14 protein-coding genes are annotated in these 17,618 nt (G+C 60.4%); 10 read left to right on the top strand and 4 right to left on the bottom strand.

The window, feature by feature from the left end; all coding sequences use genetic code 11:
* Positions 1 to 83 precede the first annotated feature (83 nt).
* Positions 84 to 1,241, top strand: coding sequence for an acyl-CoA dehydrogenase family protein (locus tag ACR0LH_RS13745; RefSeq protein ID WP_170416769.1), 1,158 nt, complete (start codon positions 84 to 86; stop codon positions 1,239 to 1,241).
* Between the two features lie 158 nt (positions 1,242 to 1,399).
* Here the strand turns inward: ACR0LH_RS13745 and ACR0LH_RS13740 are convergent, their stop codons facing one another.
* Positions 1,400 to 2,299: a LysR family transcriptional regulator gene (locus tag ACR0LH_RS13740; RefSeq protein ID WP_170416771.1), complete on the bottom strand. Its 900-nt coding sequence runs from the start codon at positions 2,297 to 2,299 to the stop codon at positions 1,400 to 1,402.
* 224 nt (positions 2,300 to 2,523) lie between these two features.
* Between ACR0LH_RS13740 and ACR0LH_RS13735 the strand changes: the two genes are divergently transcribed.
* The 3 genes from ACR0LH_RS13735 to ACR0LH_RS13725 are packed head-to-tail and all read left to right on the top strand — an operon-like array spanning position 2,524 to position 7,059.
* The gene (locus tag ACR0LH_RS13735) at positions 2,524 to 4,716 is read left to right on the top strand and encodes a dehydrogenase E1 component subunit alpha/beta (protein ID WP_480721400.1); all 2,193 of its coding nucleotides are present in this window, start codon (positions 2,524 to 2,526) and stop codon (positions 4,714 to 4,716) included.
* Entirely contained in the window at positions 4,713 to 5,747 is a 1,035-nt protein-coding gene (locus ACR0LH_RS13730) for an ACP S-malonyltransferase (protein ID WP_480721398.1), read from the top strand. The genes ACR0LH_RS13735 and ACR0LH_RS13730 overlap by 4 nt, the downstream gene beginning before the upstream one ends.
* Positions 5,748 to 5,787: 40 nt before the next feature.
* Positions 5,788 to 7,059: an NAD(P)/FAD-dependent oxidoreductase gene (locus ACR0LH_RS13725; protein WP_480721396.1), complete on the top strand. Its 1,272-nt coding sequence runs from the start codon at positions 5,788 to 5,790 to the stop codon at positions 7,057 to 7,059.
* Positions 7,060 to 7,061: 2 nt separating this feature from the next.
* Here ACR0LH_RS13725 and ACR0LH_RS13720 read toward each other — a convergent pair whose 3' ends face one another.
* Positions 7,062 to 7,763, bottom strand: coding sequence for an SDR family oxidoreductase (locus ACR0LH_RS13720; protein WP_480721395.1), 702 nt, complete (start codon positions 7,761 to 7,763; stop codon positions 7,062 to 7,064).
* A gap of 103 nt (positions 7,764 to 7,866) precedes the next feature.
* On the opposite strand from ACR0LH_RS13720, the gene ACR0LH_RS13715 reads away from it, so the two are divergent.
* Positions 7,867 to 8,718: a LysR substrate-binding domain-containing protein gene (locus ACR0LH_RS13715; RefSeq protein WP_480721394.1), complete on the top strand. Its 852-nt coding sequence runs from the start codon at positions 7,867 to 7,869 to the stop codon at positions 8,716 to 8,718.
* Here the strand turns inward: ACR0LH_RS13715 and ACR0LH_RS13710 are convergent.
* On the bottom strand, positions 8,709 to 9,611 hold the full coding sequence (locus ACR0LH_RS13710) for a LysR family transcriptional regulator (RefSeq protein WP_480721392.1): 903 nt from the start codon (positions 9,609 to 9,611) through the stop codon (positions 8,709 to 8,711). The genes ACR0LH_RS13715 and ACR0LH_RS13710 overlap by 10 nt on opposite strands.
* A 76-nt stretch (positions 9,612 to 9,687) precedes the next feature.
* On the opposite strand from ACR0LH_RS13710, the gene ACR0LH_RS13705 reads away from it, so the two are divergent.
* From ACR0LH_RS13705 to ACR0LH_RS13685, 5 genes are all read left to right on the top strand, one after another.
* The gene (locus ACR0LH_RS13705; protein ID WP_480721391.1) at positions 9,688 to 12,900 is read left to right on the top strand and encodes a reductive dehalogenase; all 3,213 of its coding nucleotides are present in this window, start codon (positions 9,688 to 9,690) and stop codon (positions 12,898 to 12,900) included.
* A gap of 129 nt (positions 12,901 to 13,029) precedes the next feature.
* Positions 13,030 to 13,896 (top strand): FAD binding domain-containing protein, encoded by an 867-nt coding sequence (locus ACR0LH_RS13700; protein ID WP_480721390.1) that lies wholly within the window; start codon positions 13,030 to 13,032, stop codon positions 13,894 to 13,896.
* Positions 13,893 to 14,372, top strand: a complete 480-nt coding sequence (locus ACR0LH_RS13695) for a (2Fe-2S)-binding protein (RefSeq protein ID WP_480721389.1) — start codon at positions 13,893 to 13,895, stop codon at positions 14,370 to 14,372. The genes ACR0LH_RS13700 and ACR0LH_RS13695 overlap by 4 nt, the downstream gene beginning before the upstream one ends.
* Positions 14,372 to 16,627, top strand: a complete 2,256-nt coding sequence (locus tag ACR0LH_RS13690) for a xanthine dehydrogenase family protein molybdopterin-binding subunit (protein ID WP_170804216.1) — start codon at positions 14,372 to 14,374, stop codon at positions 16,625 to 16,627. The genes ACR0LH_RS13695 and ACR0LH_RS13690 overlap by 1 nt, the downstream gene beginning before the upstream one ends.
* Positions 16,620 to 16,865 (top strand): MoaD/ThiS family protein, encoded by a 246-nt coding sequence (locus tag ACR0LH_RS13685; protein ID WP_170385336.1) that lies wholly within the window; start codon positions 16,620 to 16,622, stop codon positions 16,863 to 16,865. Before ACR0LH_RS13690 ends, ACR0LH_RS13685 begins: the two co-directional genes overlap by 8 nt.
* Here ACR0LH_RS13685 and ACR0LH_RS13680 read toward each other — a convergent pair.
* Positions 16,862 to 17,566 (bottom strand): DUF374 domain-containing protein, encoded by a 705-nt coding sequence (locus ACR0LH_RS13680; RefSeq protein WP_170804215.1) that lies wholly within the window; start codon positions 17,564 to 17,566, stop codon positions 16,862 to 16,864. The two genes, ACR0LH_RS13685 and ACR0LH_RS13680, sit on opposite strands and share 4 nt — an antisense overlap.
* Between the last annotated feature and the right edge of the window lie 52 nt (positions 17,567 to 17,618).

Here is a 17,618-nt window from a genome sequence, read left to right as displayed (position 1 = left end):
TTGCGTAGCACGTCTCGGGACACATTGGATCGAATGAAAACCACGGCTACCTTGCCCCGAAAGTTGAATCGGGAGGACGCGCGATGTCGCTATTTACCACAACCGCTGGCTGGGTGACTGAAGAACACCATATGTTCGCTGAAATGGCGGATCGGTTCATGGATGATGAGCTGGTGCCAAATATCGAGCGCTGGAACGAAAATGGCGTGGTCGAGCGTGAGTTCTGGCGCAAGGCTGGCGACATGGGGTTGATGGCGGGGGCCATCTCGGAAGAACACGGCGGCGTCGGCGGCGGCATCGGATTTGACGCTGTCACGATGTATGCGCAGACGTCGCACGGGGATTCCGGCTGGGGTTATGCGATTCAGTCGATCGTGACTCATTACATCTCGGCCTATGGCAGCGAGGATCAAAAGCAGAAATGGTTGCCGAAACTGGCTTCGGGCGAGATGGTCGGCGCGTTGGCGATGACGGAACCTGGCACTGGATCGGATGTGCAGGCCGTGCGAACAACGGCAGAAAAGGATGGCAATTCCTACCGCCTGAACGGGTCCAAGATTTTCATTACGAACGGCCAAACTGCGGACCTGATCCTTGTTGCGGCGAAGACCGACAAGAGCCTCGGTGCCAAGGGAGTGTCACTTGTTGCCGTAGAGACTGGTGGCGCAGAAGGATTCCGAAAAGGGCGCAACCTCAAGAAGTTGGGTATGAAGTCCAACGATACGGCTGAGCTGTTCTTCGAGGATGTCAAAGTTCCGATGACAAACCTGCTTGGCCCGGAAGAGGGGCAGGGCTTTTATCAGATGATGAAGCAGTTGCCGTGGGAGCGTATGACCATTGCAATCGGCGCGCTTGGCGCGATCGATTTCGCCATTGCTGAAACGGTAAAGTACACCCAAGAGCGCAAGGCCTTCGGGCAGCGCGTGATGGACTTTCAGAACACTCGCTTCAAGCTGGCAGAGTGCAAGACCAAGGCTGAACTGCTTCGTAGTTTTGTCAACGATTGCATCGCGCGGCTAGAGGCGGGCACGCTGGATGCGGCTACGGCTTCCATGGCCAAGTACTGGGGTTCGGAAGTGCAGAACGAAGTCATGCACGAATGTCTCCAGCTTTTTGGAGGCTATGGTTTCATGATGGAGTATCCTATTGCCCGCCTGTATGCCGATGCGCGGGTGCAAATGATCTATGGCGGGACAAACGAGATCATGAAGGAGCTCATCGCCCGTTCTCTGGACAATTGATGACAGCCGGCGGTCTCCCGCCCGTCGTCTATGTTTCTTAGGAAACATCTCCTCCCGTTGGGCAGGGCAAGCGCGGACGCAGTCCGCGCGTGCCCTGCCCCTCTCCGCCGTCCGCAGGACGCAAGGTCGAAGGCCGCGCAGTTTTGAGGGGTAGGACCTTATTCTTGGGGAATTGAAGCGGTTTGTTCCTGCAGCCAAAGGCGGAAGGATTTCAGCGGTTCGGATTCTGCCCGGGACTGCGGCCAGACAAGATAGAAATTGCCCAAGCTGAAACCTGGCCCGCGCCAAGCGAGAACAAGCCGCCCGGTTCTCAGGTCGTCTTCGACAAGGTAGCTGGGCAGCAGTGCGACCCCCAGCCCGTGGATGGTTGCCTGACCCATCGTCGCGAATTGATCGAACAGCATCCCTTTGATGCCAGCGACGTCCCGTCCTTGCATGGCGAACCATTTTTCCCACGCATCCGGCCGTGTTTCCAACTGCAACAGGGGCGCGTCCAGCAGCCATTCGATGTTGTCGTTCTTTGCCGGCAGCAGGGACGGAGCGCAGACCGGCAGGACATCTTCTCGCATGATCGGCAGGTAGTTCACCCCGGTCCAGTCCTTGCGACCAAAATGAATCGCGGCGTCAAAGCGCTCTCGATCGAAATCAAAGGGGCGGAGCCTCGTGTTCAGGTTGACCGTGACCTCTGGGTGGCGTCGGGCAAAGTCCTGAAGGCGCGGAGCCAGCCAATGCATCCCGAAAGCGGGCAGGATTGAAAGGTTCAAGGACCCGCCCATCGGGTTGGCCTTGAGTTTCAGCGACGCCTGAGCCAACTGATGCAATGTCGTTCGGGCAACTTGTACATAGTCTTTCGCCGCGGGTGTTAACTGCAATCGCATCTGGGAGCGCTGGATCAGTTTGACTCCTAGTTGCTCCTCCATCGCCTTGAGCTGGCGGCTGATCGCGCTTTGTGTCAGTGACAGTTCCTCGGCGGCGGCCGAAGCGCTACCCAATCGGTCGACCGCCTCGAGCGCCAAAAGCGAGGGGATTGACGGCAAGAACCGGCGGGGCGCAATCATATGACAAATCCTCATACCTTTCGGATTCAATATCACTGGCGTTTGGAGTCTGCCAGCCCGATACAGGTGGGCAGATTCGGGTGGCCTGCCATCAGGTAAGACAATCCCGTACCGAGAAATCATGGTGCCTGCGGCTTTGTTTTGCCAATGCCGGGGGAAGTCTGCAAAAAAGGGTGGGGCGTGGTGCGGATGCTCTCGCCAAATTGAAGAATAAGAGGCCGCTGATGGATCGCGCTCAGATCGTTCACGACAATTTTCTGGCCCGGGTAGCGCAGAGGGATCTGCCAGAAGGCCCGTTGCCTTGTCCGGGACTAAGCAAGACGGATGCCGTTTCCCTGTTTCGATCGCAGGTGCTTAGTCGGGCGTTGGACCGAACCAGCCGCGCGATGCAGAAGGCGGGGCAAGGGTTTTATACCATCGGGTCATCGGGGCACGAAGGGATGGCTGCGGTGGCCCATGCGTTGCGTCCGACCGATATTGCGTTCCTGCACTACCGCGACGCGGCGTTTCAAATCGCGCGGTCCGAGCAAGTTCCGGGTCAGCAGATAGCGTGGGATATGTTGCTGAGCTTTGCCTGCTCGAAAGAAGACCCGACATCTGGCGGGCGGCACAAGGTCTTGGGCTCCAAGGTGCTGATGATCCCGCCGCAGACATCCACGATTGCAAGCCACCTGCCCAAGGCGGTCGGGGCGGCCTATTCACTGGGCGCAGCGCGACGCCACGATCCCGAACACCGGGAACTGCCTGAAGATGGTATAGCGGTGTGTTCCTTTGGCGACGCGTCGGCCAACCACTCGACAGCTCAGGGCGCGATCAACACGGCGGGGTGGACTAGTGTTCAGTCAACGCCGTTGCCGCTTTTGTTTGTGTGTGAGGATAACGGGATCGGTATTTCGGTGAAGACGCCCACCGGTTGGATACAGGCATCTATGCAGCACCGGCCGGGGATAAAGTACTTCCAAGCCGACGGGCTGGACATCTTTGAGACTTTTGCCGTGGCTAAAGAAGCCGCCGACTACGTCCGCACCCGGCGTAAGCCAGCCTTTCTGCACCTGCGCACCGTGCGGCTGTACGGTCATGCCGGGGCGGACGTGCCCACGACCTATTTGTCAAAGTCCGAAGTTGAAGCGGATGAAGCGAATGATCCCCTGCTGCATTCGGTGCGCCTGCTGGATCAGGCTGGCGCGTTGACGCCGGATCAGGCGCTGAAGATTTACAAGGACACCTGCGCGCGCACCGATCGCATCGCGGCCGAGGCCGTCACCCGTCCGCACTTGGTCAACGCGGCCGAGGTCATGGCAAGCCTGATCCCTCCGACGCGCGCCTGCAAACCGACCAATGGCCCGAGCGCAGAGGCACGTGCGACCGCGTTCGGAAGCGATATGCGCGCGATGGGCGATCCCCAGCCCATGAGCCGTCTGATCAACTGGGCGCTGACCGACTTGATGCTGGAGCATGGCGAAATCGTCTGCATGGGCGAGGATGTGGGCCGGAAGGGGGGTGTCTATGGCGTGACCCAAAAGCTGCAGCAAAGGTTCGGGCCGGATCGGGTGATTGATACGCTGCTGGATGAACAGTCAATTCTCGGGCTGGCGATCGGCATGGGGCACAACGGGTTTATCCCGATCCCCGAAATCCAGTTCCTTGCTTATTTGCACAATGCCGAAGATCAGATCAGGGGCGAGGCAGCGACTTTGCCGTTCTTCTCGAACGGTCAGTTCTCGAACCCGATGGTTCTGCGGATTGCGGGGCTGGGGTATCAGAAAGGGTTCGGAGGGCATTTCCACAACGACAACTCTCTGGCCGTTCTGCGCGATATTCCCGGGGTGATCATCGCTTGCCCGTCGACAGGATCGGACGCTGCGCAGATGCTGCGCGAATGTGTGCGGCTGGCGCGGGAAGAACAGCGCGTTGTGGTGTTTCTGGAACCCATCGCACTGTATCCCATGCGCGATCTGCACGAAGCTCAGGATGCCGGGTGGATGACGACCTATCCGTCGCCGGATCAACGTATCGCGTTGGGAGAGGTTGGGGTCCACGGTGACGGGACCGATCTGGCCATCGTCACCTATGGCAACGGGCACTATCTGTCGCAAAAGGCATTGCCGGCATTGCAGGCGGCCGGGCTAAAGCCTCGTGTCATTGATATGCGCTGGCTTGCACCCTTGCCGGCCGAAGCGCTGCGCGCGGCCACCAAAGGATGCAAGCATATCCTGATCGTGGATGAATGCCGCCGGACCGGAAGCCAGTCCGAGGGTTTGATGGCCTTTTTTACCGAAAACAGCGCCGATACCCCCATCGCACGGGTCGCAGCAGAGGACTGCTTTATCGCGACCGGCCCCGCCTATGCCGCACCGCTGCCGTCCGAGGAAAGCATCGTCGAAGCCGCGCTCAAACCGACCGGAGGTCGCCCATGACCCGCACCGCCGTTGTCATCTGCCCCGGACGGGGCACCTATAACAAGCCCGAGTTGGGATACCTACATCGCCACCACGGTAATCGCATGGACATGTTCCGCCGGTTTGACGCACTTCGCACTGAGGCCGGGCAAGAGCCTGTAACCGATCTGGACGGTGCGGCGCGCTTTGCGGTCAGCAAATACTCGCGCGGGGATGTGGCGTCGCCGTTGATCTACGCGGCATCCTTGTCGGATGCGCTGGATTTGGCTGACGATATCGAGGTGGTCGCCGTCACCGGCAATTCGATGGGATGGTACATCGCTCTGGCCGTGGGGGGCGTTTTGTCGCCCGATAACGGGTTCAACGTCGTGAACACCATGGGGACGCTGATGCAGGATCACCTGATCGGCGGGCAGCTTGTCTATCCTTTCACAGATGAGACTTGGAAAAACGATCCGGTCCGTAAGGCGGACTTGCTGGCTGATGTCGCGCGGATCAATGCGATTGACGGTCATGATCTGGCATTGTCGATCGATTTGGGGGGCATGTTGGTATTGGCGGGCAATGAGGTAGGGCTGAAAGCCTTTGAAACCTCTCAGCCTGTTGTTCAGGACCGGTTTCCGATGCGACTGGCGAACCACGCCGCATTCCACACGCATCTGCAAGCGCCCGTCGCAGCCGAGGGGCGGTTGCGTCTGGGGGTTGAACTATTCGACCAACCAACCCGACCCCTGATCGACGGGCGCGGCAAGATTTGGTGGCCCGGTGCCACGGATACGCGGGAACTTTGGGACTATACGCTGGGGCATCAGGTCACGGACGCTTACGATTTTACCCGCTCTGTACAGACAGCGGCCCGCGAATTCGCACCTGACCTTTTCATAGTCACCGGCCCCGGCGCAACGCTGGGCGGTGCGGTTGCGCAGTCACTTGTTCAGGCAAACTGGCGCGGGTTGAAGGACAAGGCCGCGTTTCAGGAACAGCAGGACACGCAGCCCATCCTTCTTGCCATGGGGCGCGAGGATCAAAGGGCCCTTGCAACCGGCTGACGCAAGCCGGATGATCCGCCCAATTTTCAAGGAGCAGCCCGTGCGCGACCACGACCATTCCCTTTGGCAAAAGACCTGCCGCGAACGGGTCGAAAGCACCGTTCTGACAGAGACTCTGACAGTCGATCTTGCGGTGATTGGCGGGGGGTATACCGGCTGTGCGGCGGCGCTGACAGCAGCGCGCGCAGGGGCGTCGGTCTGTTTGCTTGAGGCGCAAGAGATCGGGCATGGCGGATCAGGCCGCAATGTGGGTCTGGCCAATGCCGGATTGTGGCTGCCGCCCGAGGATATCCGCGCGCATCTGGGGGCAGAGTCGGGGGATCGCCTGATTAACCTACTTGCTGCTGCACCTGCCGATGTCTTTGATCTGATCGAGCGGCACGCGATTGATTGTGAACCTGTGCACAACGGAACCCTGCATTGCGCCCATTCCGGGGCGGGCATGAAAGATCTGCAAAACCGCCATGCGCAGCAACGCGCGGTGGGTGCGCCGGTTGAGTTGTTATCCGCAGAACAGACGCACCAACGTACAGGCAGCGCGGCCTTCCACGGATCCCTATTTGACCCACGGGCCGGAACCATTCAGCCGCTGGGCTATGTACGTGGGCTTGCAAGGGCCGCGTCTGAAGCCGGGGCGCAGGTTTTCACGCGTAGCCCGGTTCAGTCGCTGACACGTCACGGGGATATCTGGGTAATTGAAACGGAACGAGGGTCCGTCCGCGCCAAGGCCGTGATTCAGGCTACAAACGCCTATCATCAAGGTCTTGCGGCTTCGGCACCGGCTTATGTCCCTGTCTACTACTTCCAGTTTTCCACCGCCCCCTTGTCGGACAACCTGCGCGCCAGCATTCTGCCGGACGGTGAAGGGTGTTGGGATACCGGCCTGATCATGACCTCGTTCCGCGTCGATCAGGATGGCCGGTTCATTATCGGTGCGATGGGTGACCTTGCTCATGCAGGGGGTGGGGCACACCGGCGTTGGATCAAGCGCAAACTGGCTGAACTGTTCCCGCAACTGTCCGACCAGCCGTTGATCGAAGGGTGGCACGGGCGGATCGCGATGACCTCGGATCATATCCCCAAGATCACCGAGATTGGCCCAAATGCACTGTCTGTTCATGGGTATTCCGGGCGCGGTATCGGGCCGGGAACCGTGTTTGGCCGGTTGGTTGCTGAAAGCCTGTTGCGCGATGATCCCGATCTCTTGCCTGTCCCTTTGGTGTCGGAATACAGCGAAAGCTGGACCGGCCTGCGCCGCGCTTATTTTGAAACCGGCGCGGCGCTGACCCATTTTGTCAAAGCACGGTTTTGAACTCAGACCGACCGGGTAATACCGCCGTCAACGCGAATGTTCTGGCCCGTGATGTAGCCGCCGCCTTCTGACGCAAGCAAGGCAACGACCGAGGCGATCTCATCATAGCTGCGTCCATATCGGCCCAGAGGGATGCGGGCGCGGAAGTCCTCGTTCTCGGGCAGGCTGTCGATGAATCCGGGCAGGACGTTGTTCATGCGGATATTGTCGGCGGCGTATTTGTCCGAAAACAGCTTGGTAAAGGCGGCAAGGCCCGCGCGGAACACGCCTGAGGTTGGAAAAACAGGGTCAGGCTCGAACGCGGCAAATGTTGAGATGTTAATGATCGAGCCTCCGCCTTGCGCCTGCATGATCGGCGTCATCAGCCGCGTTGGTCGGACGGCGTTCATGAAATACACATCCATTCCCGTGTGCCAGTCGTCATCGGTCAGGTCCAGAATGGGCGCTCGCGGCCCGTGCCCCGCCGAATTTACAAGCACATCAATGCGCCCCCAATGGGCCATGGCTGCATCGACCAGTTTCTGAAGATCGTCTGTCGATTGGTTCGAGCCTGTCACACCAACCCCGCCCAGTTCATGCGCCAATGCCTCGCCTTTACCCGACGAGGACAGGATGCCCACTTTGAAACCGTCCGCGGCCAAGCGGCGGGCGGAATCTGCCCCCATGCCGCTGCCGCCTGCCGTAATAAGCGCTACTTTCGTCATCTCAAGTCTCCGGTGTCTGATGTCCTAAAGATGCGCTCTGACCGGCGGTTTGACCAATCAGTTCTTCTGCCTCTATGCTGTAGAAAAACTACAGGATAGGCCAATGGCTGCTTTGCCTCCACTGAACGCGCTCCGCGCCTTTGAATCTGCGGCCCGGCACTTGAATTTCCGGCTTGCCGCTGAGGAGCTTGGCGTCACTCAGGGCGCCGTGGCGCAGCAGGTTCGTGGGCTTGAGGCGCGACTGGCAGAAAAGCTGTTTGAACGCCTGCCGCGCGGCCTTGCGCTGACCGAGGCAGGCCGACGTTTTCACGCGCCGCTGCGCCGCGCGTTCAGGCTGATCGAAGAAGCCGTGGATGAATTGTCCAGCGAGCGGCAGGTTGTTGTTTCTGTCACACCCAGCTTCGCTTCAAAATGGCTGGTGCCGCGATTGCAAAATCTGACAGACAGGCACCCAGAGATCACGGTCAAAATCGACGCTCGGGAACGGCTGGCGGATTTCAAGGGTGACGGCGTAGACATCGCAGTGCGGCAAGGACGGGCACCGTTTGGGCCTGACTTGACATCAACCCCGTTGTTTTCAAGCGCGTTCGTGCCGGTTTGCAGTCCCGAACTGGCGCGGCAGATCACGCGGCCAGCGGACCTTTTGGACCACGTTCTTTTGAACGATACGCATGGGTTATGGCCGTTGTTTCTTGAGCGTCTCGGTCTGGCTGGCAAGCCTCGGGTGATGAGTTTCAGCCAGACGAGTCTGGCCATTGACGCCGCGGCCTCGGGGCAGGGGATTGCGCTGGCCCAAGAGCCTCTGGTCGCGTCCGAGCTATCTGCGGGGCGGCTTGTGCGACCTCTGCCGGATGTTCTGATCGAAGACCTTGGGTTCCACGTTGTCACCCCGGCAAAACCGCGGCAGCCCGAATTGGTGGCAATGATGAAAGAGTGGTTGTTGTCTCAGTCCTGAAGAGTCGCGGCTATCGTTTCTATTCTTCCACGCAACCAGCGATGTGCAGGATCATTGGCAAACCTCTGATGCCAGACCATGTAGATCGAGACCGGTTCGCAGTGAAACGGCAAAGGCGCGCAATCCAGCGCGGCAAGAGGGCCGCGCTTCATCAATGCTGTGTCGGTTGATATCAGATCGCTTCCTTTCACAAACGAAGGGATGGCGTTGAAATGGGGCAGTGTCACCGTGGCTGGCCTGATCTGGCTTTGATCCACACCCCGCATGACCGCACGCGAACTGCGCCCATCCGTGAACCGCACCTCGACATGTTCGGCTTTGCAGTAGGATGTCCAACTGTCGGGAGGGGCGCGTCGATTGCCGTCGAAGTAGATCATCAACGGGCTTTTGAGCAAGCGTTTCTGGAATATGTCTGGCCCGTCTGGTGGCAGGGGTGACAGCATCAACTGGCATCGATCACTGCGCAACAGATCCGGGTCAGGTACACCGGATGGGATGAAGCCAAGCCTCAGCCTGACGCCTTCCGCACGTAAGGTACGCATCAGTTCGGGAAAGATCAGCTCGCGCGGCATGTCGTTTGTGGCGATCTGGATGTGCATTTCCTCGGACAGCGGATCGAAGGGTCGATCGTCGGTCAGGGCGCGCATCCCATCCAGTACGCGCTGCACCGGGTCTTTCAAGGACAGCGCCCGCTCGGTCGGGGTCAGTCCTTGACCGGAGCGGACGAACAAAGGGTCGCCCAAAACGTGCCGCAGCTTGGCCAGCGTATGGCTGATCGCTGACTGCGTCACACCCAACCGGTCAGCAGCCTTGGAAACCGAGTTTTCATCAAGGATCGTGAGAAAGACGCGCAAGACTTTGCCGTCCAGATCAGTAAAATCAATTTTGCTCATGCCGACTATGATTATTCATGAATGGTTTGGAGGTCCATGACGCATTAGGTGACTGGTAGGAAACAGGAGGCGCACGATGGGGATCCGCTTTTTCTCGGACAAGAACAGGCCGGTCCATTTGGGGCCGTTCCCGCTAGAGCGGTTGGCCCGGCAGACCGCGATGCCTGATCTGTCTGGGGTCCGTCAGATGCCGGTTCTCAGTTTCCACCGTCCTGATCGGCCTGAAAGTATCGTGAATGCGATGGGAGAGTTTCAGGCGATGATGGATGCGATCCGCGACGGGTTCGTGAACCCGGTGCTGTCCGAGATACCCGCAGATCCGACGGGGCGTGCTAACCATCTGAAAGCGTTCGGGTATTTCAACGATGCCTCCATGATGGGCTGCGGCCCTCTGCCCGCCGAGGCTTTGCTGTCCGAACCCCGCCGAAACCCCGATATTGACCGTCTGGCTCATGCGTTGAAAACGCGTCAGACCAAGACGCTGGCCTCGGGCATTGACCTGATCATGGCCGATCTGAAAGAAAGCATGGAGGCCGAGCCGCGCCCAATGGACCGGCATCGTCACGCCATTGTCTTTCTGTACGAACACAATCGCGATCCCGATCCGAATGAACCCGGCGCGGATTGGATCACGGATGCGCAGGACCACCGCGCTTGTCTGTTGGCCACCGAGAACGCGGTGGTTATCGCCAATTATATCCGCATTCTGGGGTTTGATGCTCGGGCGCACACGGTCATGTCGTCCGAGGTCGATTTGGGCAAGTTGGCGGTCGCGGCCGGGCTTGGCTCGGTCGAGGATGGTGAGGTTATTGTTCCGTGGTTGGGCAAACGGTTCGGGCTGGCAGCCGTGACGACCGAAATGGAGATCGCGCACGACCGGCCTTTGGTGCCGATGGCGCAACAGCCGTGGTTTCGCACCCAAGGTCCGGCATGGTGGCTTGGCGCGGGGTTTGCCAAGAACGCGCTGAACCGCGATCCGTATGCCAGGCGGCACTATGTGGATGGGGCGCATCCGTTTGAAAAACTCAAGCGGATCGACGCGCCCACCACGTATATTGACGAAGAAAACGTCGCCCGCGTCCCCAAACGCGCCGACATGTTTGCGCGGGCGCAATTCGGCGACATGGGTAAAAACCTGCAAGACGCGGCGAAAGGCGGCTACTACGTGCGCAAGGCGGCCCCCAGTTCTGCACAACGCCGCGCGCTGGGCGCGTTTGTGTTGTTGCAGGATGGAGAGAGTGCTAACACGCCTCCCCCGACGGACGCCGCGCGAAACGCTGCGAATATCAAGGCGGCCACGTACTTTTTAGGGGCCGATGCGGTGGGCCTCAGCCGGTGCCCTGAATGGGCGTGGTATTCCCATGATGCGACGGGGGAAGAGATCACACCACCCCACGATCAGGCCATCAGCATGATCATAGACCAGGGCTATGAAACGATGGAGGGTGCAAGCGGCGATGACTGGATCAGCGTCGCGCAGTCGATGCGCGCCTATCTGCGGTTCTCGCTGTTGGGCGGAGTGATCGCGCAGCAGATCCGTAACCTCGGCTACAAGGCCCGCGCGCATACGGTGATGGATGGCGAGGTGCTACAGCCACCGCTGCTGTTGCTGTCCGGGTTGGGAGAAGTCAGCCGGATCGGAGAGGTGATCCTGAACCCCTATCTCGGGCCGCGTCTGAAATCCGGCGCGGTGACCACAGATATGCCGATGGCGCATGACAGGCCCATAGACTTCGGCCTGCAGGCCTTTTGCGAAAGCTGCAATAAATGCGCCCGCGAATGCCCCTCGGGTGCGATCACCGCCGGGCCAAAGCTGATGTTCAATGGCTATGAGATTTGGAAGTCCGACAGCCAGAAATGCGCCACCTACCGCGTGACCACTCCGGGCGGCGCGATGTGCGGGCGGTGCATGAAGACCTGCCCGTGGAACCTTGAGGGGATCTTCAAAGAGCGTCCCTTTCGATGGGCTGCGATGAACATCCCTCAAGCTGCGCCCGCGTTGGCGAAACTGGACGACACGGTCGGCAATGGCGGCCTGAACGACATCAAGAAATGGTGGTGGGACATCGAATTGCAATCGGACGGCGCGTATCGCCCGACCGAGCATCCGTTGAATCGGCGTGACCTGCAAACCGATCTTGACCTGAAATACGAGGACCAGACGCTTGCCGTTTATCCCGCCTATCTTGCGCCGCATCCCTGGCCCTATCCCTTTGCCATGGACCGGGAGGCCGGGATCGCCGCGTATCAGGCGATGGTGACTGCCGATGAATACAAGGCGCGCAAGGCGGCGGGCGATCTGTCCGTGATCCACCGCTACGCGATCGCTGGCGATGCCCCGGTGATGCGCGTTGAACTGACCAAAGTCGGCAGGATGACGGCGGATGTGACCAAGTACGAGTTTTCGACACTGGACGGCTCGCCCTTGCCGGAATGGACGGCGGGCGCGCATCTGGACGTGCTGGTCGCGCCGGAATTTCTGCGGCAGTATTCGATGTCCGGCGACCCGTCCGACCGCATGACCTATCAAATCGGAGTGCTGCGCGAGGATGACGGGCGCGGCGGCTCGGCCCTGTTGCACCGGATTTTCAATGAGGGGCGCAAGGTCTTCATCTCGAAGCCCATCAACCATTTTGAACTGGATGAAGGCGCGACAAAAACATTTCTGATGGGCGGCGGAATCGGGATTACGCCCATGATCGCCTTTGCCCACCGGCTGCACGCCTTGGGTAAGCCGTTCGAGCTGCATTATTCCGCCAGCACCCGCGCCGGGGCTGGGTATCTGGAGGACTTGGCGGCGATGCCTTGGGCGGATTGTGTGCATTATCATTTCTCGGACGAAGGTACGCGGGCTGATCTGGATGCGATCCTGTCTGGCTATCAGGACGGCTGGTATGTTTATACCTGCGGACCGGACCGATACATGGACGGCGTCATGCAGGCGGCGGAGCGTCAGGGCTTTCCCGAGGACGCGCGGCATCTGGAGTATTTCTCGGTCCCTGAACAGCCGGAATACGAGAATCACGCCTTCACCCTGAAACTGGCGAACTCGGGCCGCGAACTGACAGTGCCCGCCGACAAGGACGCCGCGCAGGTGCTGAATGAGGCGGGCGTTCACGTGGATGTGAAATGCGCTGACGGCATTTGCGGTGTCTGCAAATGCGGCGTGATCTCGGGCGAGGTCGAGCACCGAGATTTCGTTCTGTCCAACAAGCAGCGCGAGGGGGCTATCATTCTTTGCCAAAGCCGCGCCGCGCAACCGGATGGTGTGATTGAGATCGACCTCTGACCAGAGGTTCAGAAACGACATTTTGAATCGCGAAAATTGGTCGTTCCAGCCATGGACGCGGGGGCAGTGCTGCACTAACGTCCCCTGCGAACCCCAGTGAACCCTGATCAACACGTGCGAGGTATTTTCATGGATTATCACAGCCCCGCCAGTTTTGCCGAGGCGTCGGCTCTGGCCGCAAAAGCCATCGGCGTCACCCGCTTTTTGGCTGGTGGAACAGATGTTCTGGTGCAGTTGCGCTCGGAACTGGTCACGCCTGACAGGCTGATCGACATCAAGAAGATCGACGGTGTCAGTGACATCACCCGCAACGCCGATGGAAGCTGGACGCTGGGCGTTGCCGCAACCGGTGCCGAAATGAGCGAACACCCCGAGCTTGGCCGTGACTGGCCCGGAGTGGTTGAGGCGATGGACCTGATCGGGTCCACGCAGGTGCAGGGCCGCGCGACGCTGACCGGCAACCTGTGCAACGGCTCTCCGGCAGCGGATTCGGTGCCCGCGATGGTTGCGGCAGGTGTGACAGTGACGGTCACCGGCCCCGAAGGTGAGCGCGAAGTGGCTGTTGAAGACATCCCCACCGGCCCCGGCAAGACGTCGCTGGCTAAGGGCGAGGTGATCTCAGCCGTGAACATCCCGGCGCGCGGAGACAACGCGGGCGACGCCTACCTGCGGTTCATCCCGCGCACGGAAATGGACATCGCCGTGGTCGGCGTTGGCGTCAGCCTGCGTGTGGACGGCGACACCGTGACCGAGGCCCGCGTGTCACTGGGCGCGGTCGCGCCGACCGTCCTGCTGGTTGATGATTGCGCCAAGGCCATCATCGGCAGCACACTGGACGACGCCGCGCTGGATGCGCTGGCGACGGCGGCATCGGCCGCCTGCAATCCGATTGACGACAAACGCGGCACGATCGCATTCCGCACCGAGGTCGCTGGCGTTCTGGCCAAGCGCGCCGCCAAAATCGCCTATGCCCGCGCGAAGGGAGAGAAAGCATGAGCAAGCTCTACGTATCCACCACCGTAAACGGGGACGAGGTCGATTTTCTGTGCGACCCGCGTGAAACCCTGCTGGATTGTCTGCGTGACAAGCTGAACCTGACCGGCGCGAAAGAAGGCTGCGGCACCGGCGATTGCGGCGCGTGTTCGGTCACGGTGGACGGTCGTCTGGTCTGTTCCTGCCTGATGCTGGGGGCTGAGGCCGAGGGCAAGCAGATCGAAACTGTCGAAGGCATCGCCGATGGTGACGTCCTGCATCCGTTACAGCAGAAGTTCATCGAACATGCCGCCCTGCAATGCGGCATCTGCACGCCGGGCATTCTGGTGGCGGCCAAGTCGCTGCTGGAGAAAAACCCCAACCCGACCGAGGAAGAAACCCGGTACTGGCTGGCAGGCAACCTGTGCCGCTGCACCGGTTATGACAAGATCATTCGTGCCGTCATGGAAACGGCAGAAGAATTGCGGGAGGCGTCGTAATGGCTCTGGACGATCGTAAAACGGAATTCACCTTTGTCGGCACCCGCCCGAACCGCCCTGACGGTTTGGACAAGGTGACGGGTCGCGCCAAGTTCGGCGCGGACATGTCTGCGCCGGGTATGTTGCACGGCGCGATCCTGCGCTCGCCCCACGCCCATGCGCGGATCGTGAAGATCGACACGTCCAAGGCCGAGGCGTTGAAAGACGTCAAAGCTGTCGTGACCCGCGCTGATTTCGCCGAGGTGCCGTTCAAGCCCGGTCTGGAAGGCGAATTCTGGAATGTGCTGGAAAACGTTATGGCGGGTGAAAAGGCGCTCTATGATGGTCACGCGGTTGCGGCTGTCGCGGCGACGTCTGCTCTGGCGGCGCGCGACGCGCTGAAACTGATCGAGGTCGAGTATGAGGTTCTGCCCCACGTCACTGACGTGGACAAGGCGATGGCCCCGGACGCGCCAGTCATTCGCGAAGGGGCGGCGGATTATTCTGTTCCCGAGGGAATGCATCCGAACGTTGTGCGCTATCACGAAAGCGGCCATGGCGATGTCGAGGCCGGGTTTGCCGAGGCTGATCTGGTGATCGAAGACAGTTTCGTCACCGAGGCGACCCATCAGGGCTATATCGAACCGCATGCCTGTCTGGGGATGCTGGGCAATGATGGCAAGGGTGAATTGTGGTGCACGACTCAGGGCCACTGGATCGCGCAGAAAACCTGTGCCGCGCTTTTGGGCATCGAAACCTCGCAACTGCGCGTCACCGCGTCCGAGATTGGTGGCGGTTTCGGCGGCAAGACAACGGTATTCATCGAACCTGTCGCGCTGGCGCTCAGCCGCAAGGCCAACCGGCCGGTCAAAGTTGTGATGACCCGATCCGAGGTGTTCCGGGCGACCGGCCCGACCTCTTCGGCGTCGATGGATATCAAGATCGGGATGAAAAAGGACGGCACGATCTCTGCCGCGCAGGGTGTTTTCCGCTTGCAGGGCGGGGCGTTTCCGGGTGCGCCCGGCGACATGACCGCCATGTGCGCCTTTGCGCCTTACAACCTGACCAACGTCAAGCAGATCGGCTATGACGTCATGGCTAACCGTCCGAAGCAGGCGGCCTACCGCGCGCCGGGTGCGCCGATGGGCGCGTTTGCCGTCGAATCTGTGATTGACGAGCTGTGCAAAAAGCTGGGTCTGGACCCGGTCGACGTGCGCCTGAAAAACGCAGCCCATGAAGGGAGCAAGGCCAGCTATGGTCCCCGCTATCAGCGGATCGGTCTGGTTGAAACACTGGAAGCGGCCAAGGCGCATCCGCATTACTCGGCCCCGCTGAAACCGGGGCAGGGGCGCGGGATTTCCTGCGGGTTCTGGTTCAACCACGGTGGTGAGACAAGCGTGTCTCTGGCCCTGTCCGAGGACGGCTCGGCCCAGTTGATGGTGGGGACGCCCGATATTGGCGGCTCGCGCGCGTCGATGGCGCTGATGGCGGCCGAGGTGCTGGGCATTCCCTATGAAAACATCCGTGTGACAATCGCGGATACCGCGACGCTGGGCTATAATGACGTCAGCCATGGCAGCCGCGTGACCTATGCGTCGGGTCTGGCGACAATCAAGGCGGCCAGACATGCGGTTGAGAAACTGAGCGAACGCGCGGCGGCCAAGTGGGGCATCCCGGTGGACGCGGTAAAGTGGGAAAACGGCTGCGCTGTTCCGTCCGGCCCCAATGCCGGAGATTTCGATCCGATGCCGCTGGCTGATATCACGGCCAATATGGGCAGCACCGGGGGGCCGATCTCGGGCCATTTCGAGGCAACGCCTGAAGGTGCAGGCGTATCCTTCGGTACGCATATTGTGGATGCCGAGGTTGACCCGGAAACGGGTAAGACCAGCATCACCCGCTACACGGTCATTCAGGACGCGGGCAAGGCCATCCACCCGACCTATGTGGAAGGTCAGTACCAAGGCGGTGCCGCTCAAGGCATCGGCTGGGCGCTGAACGAGGAATATGTCTATGGCGAGGATGGTCGGTTGCAGAATTCGATCTTCCTTGACTACCGTATCCCCGTCGCCAGTGACCTGCCCATGATCGACACGGTGATTGTCGAAGTCCCCAACCCCGGTCACCCGTTCGGCGTGCGCGGAGTGGGCGAGACAGGCATCGTGCCGCCTCTGGCCGCTATCGCCAATGCGGTATCGCACGCGGCAGGTGTGCGGATGAAGCAACTGCCGATGTCGCCGCCACGCATTCTGGCTGCGCTCAAGGACAATGGTTGAGGTCCACCTCTGGTCCGGTCTCCGGTCTCTGACCGGGGGCCAGCAGGTGGTTGAGGTCGACGCCAAAACCACGGGTGAGCTGTTGCAGGAACTGGTGCGGCTACATCCTCAGCTTCAGGGGCCGATTGATGCCGGTGTGTCCATCGCCATTGACGGACGCGTTGTAGCTAGCGGCCTGACCGAGCCGATCCCCGAAGGCAGCGAAATCTATCTGATGCAAAGGCTGAGGGGCGGTTAGCCCTTCGGCGACCACGGCTCGCGCCCGACCATCCGGTCAGCCTCGGCAGTTATGTCGTTCATGTGTTTCTCAAGGCTGAGGCGCAGCGTTTCGATCTGGTCTTCTGTTGCCTTGCGCGGAACGGGATCCGTCCATTCGCGACACAAAAAGACGCCTTCGTTCCGCCACGGGCGTGGCATCAGAAGGCGATCCCAGGTTCCGGCCTCGCTGCCGTGTTTGGCCGAGAACGTGATGCCAAAGACCCGTTTGCCCGAGGTGCGCGCCCAGATCAGGGGAACGGTCGAGGACACACGTTCAGGCCCACGCGGGCCATCGGCGGCAATACCGATCGAGATGCCCTCTTTTATCTTTCCAAGAACCTCACGCGATAAGGCGACGTGGCGCTTGTGGCTGGACATGGCAATCGTGTCCATGCCGAACAGTTTCTGTACCCGGCCTACCATGCTGCCTGCGCGGGCTGCCGAGGTGATCGAACAGATGCGACCCTTGTCCAACGGAAAGAAATAGGGCGATTGCGTCAGTCGCTGATGCCACAGGACAACGATGACCGGTTCGCCCTGCTCGACCAGTTGGTCCAACTCTTCGTACCCGATGCGCTGCCACTTGGTATTGCGGTTGACCATACGGATATAACTCGCAATACGCCGTGCGGCCCAGTTCAGGACGGCTTCGCTGTCGGCAATTTTCTTGCGGAGGTTCACGTCAGGCGTCCTTCTGTTGGCGAAAACGTGTCTTATAGAACTCAACGCCGCG

The sequence above is a fragment of the Ruegeria sp. CL6 genome (assembly GCF_056536465.1).
The sequence above is the reverse complement of the archived record's forward strand: the minus strand, read 5'-3'. Positions and strand labels throughout refer to the sequence as shown.

What these genes read in the sequence shown, in the direction of transcription:
- ACR0LH_RS13700 (WP_480721390.1), top strand. Translation starts at nt 13,030, where the DNA reads ATGGATTATCACAGCCCCGCCAGTTTTGCCGAGGCGTCGGCTCTGGCC.
- ACR0LH_RS13740 (WP_170416771.1), bottom strand. Translation starts at nt 2,299, where the DNA reads ATGATTGCGCCCCGCCGGTTCTTGCCGTCAATCCCCTCGCTTTTGGCG.
- ACR0LH_RS13735 (WP_480721400.1), top strand. Translation starts at nt 2,524, where the DNA reads ATGGATCGCGCTCAGATCGTTCACGACAATTTTCTGGCCCGGGTAGCG.
- ACR0LH_RS13685 (WP_170385336.1), top strand. Translation starts at nt 16,620, where the DNA reads ATGGTTGAGGTCCACCTCTGGTCCGGTCTCCGGTCTCTGACCGGGGGC.
- ACR0LH_RS13705 (WP_480721391.1), top strand. Translation starts at nt 9,688, where the DNA reads ATGGGGATCCGCTTTTTCTCGGACAAGAACAGGCCGGTCCATTTGGGG.
- ACR0LH_RS13715 (WP_480721394.1), top strand. Translation starts at nt 7,867, where the DNA reads ATGGCTGCTTTGCCTCCACTGAACGCGCTCCGCGCCTTTGAATCTGCG.
- ACR0LH_RS13695 (WP_480721389.1), top strand. Translation starts at nt 13,893, where the DNA reads ATGAGCAAGCTCTACGTATCCACCACCGTAAACGGGGACGAGGTCGAT.
- ACR0LH_RS13720 (WP_480721395.1), bottom strand. Translation starts at nt 7,763, where the DNA reads ATGACGAAAGTAGCGCTTATTACGGCAGGCGGCAGCGGCATGGGGGCA.
- ACR0LH_RS13710 (WP_480721392.1), bottom strand. Translation starts at nt 9,611, where the DNA reads ATGAGCAAAATTGATTTTACTGATCTGGACGGCAAAGTCTTGCGCGTC.
- ACR0LH_RS13690 (WP_170804216.1), top strand. Translation starts at nt 14,372, where the DNA reads ATGGCTCTGGACGATCGTAAAACGGAATTCACCTTTGTCGGCACCCGC.
- ACR0LH_RS13745 (WP_170416769.1), top strand. Translation starts at nt 84, where the DNA reads ATGTCGCTATTTACCACAACCGCTGGCTGGGTGACTGAAGAACACCAT.
- ACR0LH_RS13730 (WP_480721398.1), top strand. Translation starts at nt 4,713, where the DNA reads ATGACCCGCACCGCCGTTGTCATCTGCCCCGGACGGGGCACCTATAAC.